Here is a 6,562-nt window from a genome sequence, read left to right as displayed (position 1 = left end):
GTGTGGCGGGAACGATCTTGGCCCAAGCCATTACGAGGAGCGCGCCGAGTCCGAGCACGATTCCCGCCGGCGGGAAAAGGACCGCCGCCAGCAGTGGAAGATAGGACTTCCAGGTTTTTCCGGTCAAGGGCCGAAGATGGTCACTGACCGCACCGGCCACTGCCGCGACGAGCGCACCGTGGAACACGGCGAGGGCAGCGAACAAGACGACCGACAGCCAACCGGGTTCAATAATGTCGAAGTCAATATTGTCCGGCCGCAACGGATCCACGGACGATCCGAAGCCCAGGAGAAGCACTACGCCCAGCGCCGGGCCCGCCAACCGGCCGGCTGGCAGCCATCGGTGTATCAGCATGTAAATAAATGCTGCCGCGAAGCCCGCCGGGAGGCCCGCGAATATCAACAACACCATCGTGCCCTCGACCGTGGGAATACCAACGATTGCCTGAGCCTCGGTAAGACTTCCCTGCGCCGACGCCGGTGAGGTGAGGGCCAGGAAGCGCATCGCAAGCCGTCCGCCCGGCCATGCAACCAGGAACGCGGACGCGACCGCGGCTACAGTCGCCACGTTCGCTCCCCACAGGTAGCGACGAAACGCCGAAGCCGGAGTTACCGATCCGGGTGCAGGCCGGGCAAGGGCGGCCGGCGGTCGGACGGGCCGGTCGCCAAAGGCAATGACCAGACCCGCGCCGATGACCAGCAGCAGCGTGCAGGAGACCACGATCATCAGCGTCACGCCACCATCACCACCACCTACGAACCGGTGCACTCATTGTGGCCTGAAGACCAGCCTGTTGCCAGACCAGCGGGACGGCAGTTGCAGACCTGACCATCCGCGGAGGGTGAGCGGCCGCATCCCGGACCAGATGAGCACGCGCTTCAGGGTCCCCCCTCGGTGACCCTGTGATCTGGTCTCCCGACGGACCAGATTGAGGTTGCCAGGAGCACCGTCGGTGGCGCTCCCGCACCACGATACGGCTGGCGAACTGCCGGACCGGTTCCACAGTGAACGGATCAGGCAGGGCGCCGGTCCAACGCGTGAGTTCCCAATCGATTCACCCTCAGCGGATGAGATCCACCCCCGGATCCGGCTGACACCGGCCGTGCCTGCCAGCAGCAGCAGCGCCCGGATTAGCAGCTGGAACTCCCTAAACAGAACACACAATGCGCGCGTTTGCTGGGGCTTCATGAGTCGAGCGTCGGTTCTTTTAGCATTCGGCACCGCCTGGCCGACGGCGAAGTGGGCCGGAACCCGGCAACCAAATCGCGGAACTGGGCGAAATGGGGCGTCATGTCAGAGGGCTCTAGTAACCCGCCCCATCACGGTGGGACGATGCGCGTATGAACGGGAAAAGGCAGCACCGTTCGGACAGGCTTGCTCCTGGTGGCGATGAGGATCACGGGCCGACTCCGCCCTGAGTCCAGCCAGGAAAGCCGTTCACGTCGCAGACACGTACCGTGGGCCAGCGACGCCGGGATTCAGAGGAAAAACTCGAAGCCCACCAGCGCGAAGCCCAGGCAAACCGAAGGACTGCGCAGGCAGCCGGTCAACGGCTGCGTGCGGTACCACAATGACGCACGACACGGGAGGAAAAGCCGTGGACACCAACGGCCTACGCCGGGTGGCCCGAACCGGCTTGAAAGATGGCGACTTCACCCTGTGGGACATCTGGATCAGGTTCTCGTCATACGGAGGTGATGCCGACGTTTTGGACATCGAAGCGTTCATCCATGCTTTGCATTCGCTTTCAGAATCCGACGTGCTTGTGCTGGGTTTGACGTTGGAAGAACTTCGCAACCGCTGAGGCGCAGCGCCCAACATGTCGCCAGCTGCCGGGCAACGGGCAGCTTCTGAGGCAATCCGTCCTCACGCCCCTGGACGATCCGCCAGGACTTCGGACCGGGCACTGGATCAGCCTGCTTAAAGGAGAACAATGCCCGTCAAAAGGCTGCCCCGATTCGGCTGCCTCAGGCTAGCGGAGGTGCCCCCTCAACCCGCGTTTGTCCCACCGGCTGTGGGGACAAATTGCCGATGCTGTGTCTTTCCTAGGGACTCTCAAACGGACCTGTTGGAGGCATGGGGCGCCGAGTCGACCTTGTCTGCGACGCCGTCCCCGTTGGCTGGCTCCATTTTCAGGGGGGAGCCTGGAGCCAGCCCCGGGGAATCGGCACCGCGCTGGGGTGTGCCGTGTGGCAATGTCACCGAAGCCAGTGCCACGTCCGAGGTCAAGGTATGGGCAGGACCTGCACTTTTCCTTGGAGCTCTGACGGCAACAAGGCACAGACGAGATCGCAGAGCACAGCTTGACGTATATCCGCTATCGGTGCCGGGCTTTAGCGGAAGGACGCCCGCCATTGCTGCCACAACCAGCTGGGTAAATCACGAGGTCCAAGCACGCACCGTTGGCCCGTCCTCAGCCAATTCGTCAAGACGTCAGGCCCGTTCGATTGAATGTTCTAGAGGTTGGGTGGCGGGACGGCACCAGGGTCGTCATAGATCGAGTAGACCGTTTCGACGTTGTCGGTGAGCTGCTCGATGTCCTCCGTGGTGATGTTGATGGCTGCCGAACGGTTGCGCAGGATCTGCACCGCCTCCGTTTGTGGCCACAGGATCCTGTCGATGTAAGTGGGGAATGAGCGGCCGCTGGCGGTGGCGTATCGCAGGACTTCCTTGGGGTCATTCACGCGGCGGCCTAGGACAAGTTCCACGTCGACGTCTCCCAGGGGATCAACCGACTGATCGAGGTAACTCCCAAAGATCCGCAGGCGCTGCACATAGCTGGGCTTCCCGGGATCTGCGTTGTAAGCGCGGGCGCGGTCCAGCATTTCAGCGACCAGCCGATCCGCGGTTCTCCGGGTGAGTGGTTTCCCGAAGCTGGCCATGGCGAGGGCATTGCCCAGGGTTGTCGTCGTCCACCAGCGGCACCCGTCGGGGGGAGCGGTCTGCCCGTTCGATGTACCGGGCGCCTTCGAAACTGTCCAGGGTGGATTTGGGGTCTGTGGCACCGATCGTTTCCAACAGGGACAACGCCCATTCCTCATCAAAGTCCGTGACTCTGACCCGGCGCAGGAAATCTCTGGCGGCCGGTGCGGGCAGTCCTGCGACCGTTTCGGTCTTTACCATTCTCATGGGTGCCTCAGCGGCAATCCAGTCCGTACATGGAAAGAGCGTAGCCCAGGTCGTCCCGCGGCAATAGCGAACGGGCCCCAACACACCAACTGGATAAGCGGGTTATCGCTTTGGGGTTTATTCCTCGCTCCGTGGGCGAGCTGAGGGTCTCTATCGATGATGCTCGCCGTCATACCCTCTGGTGCTTTGTCACTGGGTTTTGTTCGCAGTTTGGTCGCGACTGCGCTCTTCGGCGAAGCGGGGGTTCTTGCCGACAACGTAGCTCGACATGGGTGCGCCGGCGGCTCCCGCGTGGCGGGACAGAGTCTGCTTGCTGTATCCGAGCATGCGGGCAAGTGACGTGGCGTCAATTTCTTTGACCAGGCTCTGCAGGGTGGTGTTGCGGATGCCTTGGATGTTGACGCCCATCCCGCGCAGCTTCAGGAGGTGGGTGTTGGGGGATCGGGGTGCTCCTGCGCGGACGCCCGGGAAGAGCCAGCGTGTATCGCGGTTGACTGTCTGTTGGCCGGCGCGGTCCTGGAGGTGGGCCCAGAACATGGGTGCCAGCAGCTCGGGAATAGGTGCCGGATACCGGCCGAGACTGAGGAACATGCCTTTGCCGGTCACTTCGACGTCGTCGATGGTGAGCATGGCGATCCTGCCGATGGGGATGCCATAGAGCAGGAAGATCAGCCCCGCGATGCGGATCGACAAGGCGACGTTGTCGGCCTCGATGAGCTTGCGGACAAGGTCCAGGCGTTCCTGCTGGCTGAGGACGGGCGTCGTCCTGGCCAGCCGCGCAGCGACCTGGATGTCCTTCCCCGGCGTTTCCCGCTTGAGGTATTGGATGAAGTTCCGGATATGTCGACGGGTTGAGGTGCCCTCGGAGAGGTATTCGTCGATATGTATCTGGCGGAAGGAAGCTGCTGTCCGGCGGTGCTCATCGAGGAGCCAGCGGAGGAACTTTCCGGCCTCTGTGATCTCCTGCTTGGCCGAGCGCACGGCATAGTTCATGTTCTTCGTCGCGGATGACTCCGCCCGAAGTCTCTTGAGGTGATGCCAGCGGGCGAAACGCTCGATGGGGGCGTGGATTTCCGGCGTCGAGGAGAGCTGGTCGAGGCGTTCTTCCAGCCACTGCTCGAACATGGCCAGCTGCCGGTCTTCCTGTGCGGGCAGGATCCGGTTATGAGTGAGGATCGCGCGGACGTGCTCGACCGCCGGCGTCTTGGGCAGTTCGTCGAAAGCCCGGTGGGAGAGCTCGATCTCCCTGTCACCGATCCGTTTGAGCAGCCCGGCGGACCGGCCACCGTTGCTGCGCAGCCAGGTGTAGATGCTCTCCGGCCGCGTGGCCCCGGTCAATACCTTGATAAGGCGTTTGAGCCGCAGGTCGGGTGGGTCATTCGGCCTCAGAAGCTCCGTCAGATCGTTGGCGAGAACGCAGGTGATGCAGTGACCCCCGCGGAAGCGCTCGGCCTCGCGGCCGCAGTTGTCACAGGTGAGGTCCGTCGTGATGCCGGCGCATTCGCGACAGATGTCGTCGCCCGCATCCGTTCGACCTGGCAGCATTCTGTCGGCACCGCAGAGCGGGCATTGACCGTATCGGTGGGTTGCGTTCGTGAAGCATATTCCGCAGATCCGTCCGTCTGGCCAGCGGACCCGGATCTTTCCGGTGGTTCTCCCGCAGCGGTCGCAACCCTCGCTCGTCCTGTTTGATCGGGGACGACCGCGCGGCTTGAACTCACTGCTCATCGGGACGGGTAATGCGGGCGCGGACCGGGCGGTAGGCCTCCATCAGGGGGACATCCGTGCCGTCGCCGACGGCGGTCCGACGGCGCTGGGTGCGGGTTTCCGTTCCTGTGTAGGTAAAGATTTCGTTGGCTTCGACCTTGAAGATGTCGCAAAGTGCTGCCAAGACCTGGAAGGCGATCCGGTCCGGGTTCTGTCCGACGAGTCGGTAGATCTGCGACTCGGAGAGCGTGATGCCACGCTCCCGAAGCGGAGCGACCAGATCGCGGCTGTTGCGCATCCCGGCGCGTGCCATCAGCTCCTTGACGCGGAACTGGTAGTCGATTTGACGGTTCATCGTGATGCCTTTCCGGAAGGCGTTGTGGGTTTGGTCAGCAGCTTGCTGTTGCTGGCCAGGAGGGTTGTGTTGAGCACGCGTTCCAGTTCGCGCGCGGCGAAGTCGGGGGAGGGAAGTGTGTAGATCGTGGTCGTCGCTGTGTGCTCGTGGCCAACCTGCATCGAGATGAACTTGGTGTCATAGCCGTACTCGGTCTGCATGTGCGTGACATAGGACCGTCGCAGGGAGTGAAGGTCGAGCCCCGGCGGAAAGCCGAGTTCGTCGAGGAATCCGCGCATCCGATCCCGGAGGTTCTTTTCCGGAACCAGGCCGCCGCGGCCAGTCGGGAAGAGATCGCTGACAGGCTGCCCGTAGCGGGGAAGACCGCGTTTGACCCAGTCATCAACCGCCTCGGCTGCCCAGTCCAGGAGGGTCAGCACGGACCGCTGTTTCTTGGGGGAGCCCTTCTGCGACTTCCCGAACCGGACGCGCAGAATGCCGTAGTCGCCGAAGTACGGAGCCTTGACATTGCGGGAGAAATCGACCAGGCCGAGGTGACGGAGTTCGTCGCGCCGAAGGCCCCAACCGTAGGCGGTCTTGAAGGCGACGGCGTCACGCCACGCGGCAAGAGCGCCCTTGCGTCCGGAGTTTATGATCCGTTCGACTTCCAGGTCGGCTAGGTCGAAGAAGGCCTGCAGCTCCTCGAGAGTAAAGGCACGCTTCTCCGGACCCATATCGGCATCCTGGACGTGCCTGGCTTTGTTGAACTCGGTGATCACCTGGGAAAAGGTTGTCCCGAAGAGGCGCCCGCAGTTCTCGTTCCACGGGTATTCAGGGTTGGTTGCATACTCGCAAAACAGTTTGATGTCCGTCTGGTAGGCCCGGACAGTGGACAAGGCCAGGTTCTCGACACCGCGAAGATGGTCGAACAGCTCGTCCGCGTCGACGGGGGCCCACTCCCACGGATACTTGCCCGAGAAGTCCGCCAGGCGCATAACAGATGCGACCCGGCGCCTGGTCGTTTGCATGGTGAAGTTTTGCGCCGAGTGCGATCGCTTCCACCCGGTGAGCACCTCGCTCAGGAACCCGTCACGATCCGGCTCTCGATTAGGCAGCGGGAGGAACGCGAGACCGCCGAACTTATCACCCAAGGAGCCTCCTATGTCGACTGCAATTTTTGCAGTCAAAATGCAAAAAATGCAACAATGAGACACAAAATGCCTGATCAGACCCGGATTTTGCGACACAGGAAACCACAACAGTTCGCCTCGCCCGAGGTGATCCTGCGCGTGGCGAATCGAGCGAATCGCCTGGTCAGGGCCGATCTCGGCTCCTGAGCGATCGTTATCAGAAGTGGATGTATTCGCAGAAAATGCGAATAGCCTCTTTAC

7 protein-coding genes are annotated in these 6,562 nt (G+C 62.5%); 1 reads left to right on the top strand and 6 read right to left on the bottom strand.

The window, feature by feature from the left end:
- Nucleotides 1-736 (bottom strand): hypothetical protein (locus K789_RS0112215; RefSeq protein WP_024366994.1); only part of this gene is annotated, 736 nt, incomplete at its 3' end.
- Between the two features lie 862 nt (nt 737-1,598).
- On the opposite strand from K789_RS0112215, the gene K789_RS0112210 reads away from it, so the two are divergent.
- Complete coding sequence (locus tag K789_RS0112210; RefSeq protein WP_024366993.1) at nt 1,599-1,805, top strand: hypothetical protein; 207 nt, start codon at nt 1,599-1,601, stop codon at nt 1,803-1,805.
- Nucleotides 1,806-2,457: 652 nt separating this feature from the next.
- Here K789_RS0112210 and K789_RS25805 read toward each other — a convergent pair.
- The 5 genes from K789_RS25805 to K789_RS0112185 all read right to left on the bottom strand — a co-directional run bounded on the left by K789_RS25805 (nt 2,458) and on the right by K789_RS0112185 (nt 6,322).
- Complete coding sequence (locus K789_RS25805) at nt 2,458-2,826, bottom strand: hypothetical protein (protein ID WP_237739591.1); 369 nt, start codon at nt 2,824-2,826, stop codon at nt 2,458-2,460.
- A 1-nt stretch (nt 2,827) separates the two neighbouring features.
- The gene (locus K789_RS25660; RefSeq protein ID WP_192815766.1) at nt 2,828-3,124 is read right to left on the bottom strand and encodes a hypothetical protein; all 297 of its coding nucleotides are present in this window, start codon (nt 3,122-3,124) and stop codon (nt 2,828-2,830) included.
- Between the two features lie 195 nt (nt 3,125-3,319).
- Nucleotides 3,320-4,675, bottom strand: a complete 1,356-nt coding sequence (locus K789_RS0112195) for a hypothetical protein (protein WP_024366786.1) — start codon at nt 4,673-4,675, stop codon at nt 3,320-3,322.
- Between the two features lie 172 nt (nt 4,676-4,847).
- Nucleotides 4,848-5,192 carry a helix-turn-helix domain-containing protein gene (locus tag K789_RS0112190; protein ID WP_024366785.1) on the bottom strand — a complete coding sequence of 115 codons (345 nt, stop codon included), beginning with the start codon at nt 5,190-5,192 and terminating at the stop codon, nt 4,848-4,850.
- A complete protein-coding gene (locus K789_RS0112185; RefSeq protein WP_024366784.1) occupies nt 5,189-6,322 on the bottom strand; it encodes a tyrosine-type recombinase/integrase in 1,134 nt (377 codons plus the stop codon). Before K789_RS0112185 ends, K789_RS0112190 begins: the two co-directional genes overlap by 4 nt.
- Nucleotides 6,323-6,562 lie beyond the last annotated feature (240 nt).

The organism is Arthrobacter sp. TB 26 (assembly GCF_000427315.1).
Lineage (GTDB): Bacteria > Actinomycetota > Actinomycetes > Actinomycetales > Micrococcaceae > Arthrobacter.
The sequence above is the reverse complement of the archived record's forward strand: the minus strand, read 5'-3'. Positions and strand labels throughout refer to the sequence as shown.

What these genes read in the sequence shown, in the direction of transcription:
- K789_RS0112195 (WP_024366786.1), bottom strand. Translation starts at nt 4,675, where the DNA reads ATGCTGCCAGGTCGAACGGATGCGGGCGACGACATCTGTCGCGAATGC.
- K789_RS25660 (WP_192815766.1), bottom strand. Translation starts at nt 3,124, where the DNA reads ATGGTAAAGACCGAAACGGTCGCAGGACTGCCCGCACCGGCCGCCAGA.
- K789_RS25805 (WP_237739591.1), bottom strand. Translation starts at nt 2,826, where the DNA reads ATGCTGGACCGCGCCCGCGCTTACAACGCAGATCCCGGGAAGCCCAGC.
- K789_RS0112190 (WP_024366785.1), bottom strand. Translation starts at nt 5,192, where the DNA reads ATGAACCGTCAAATCGACTACCAGTTCCGCGTCAAGGAGCTGATGGCA.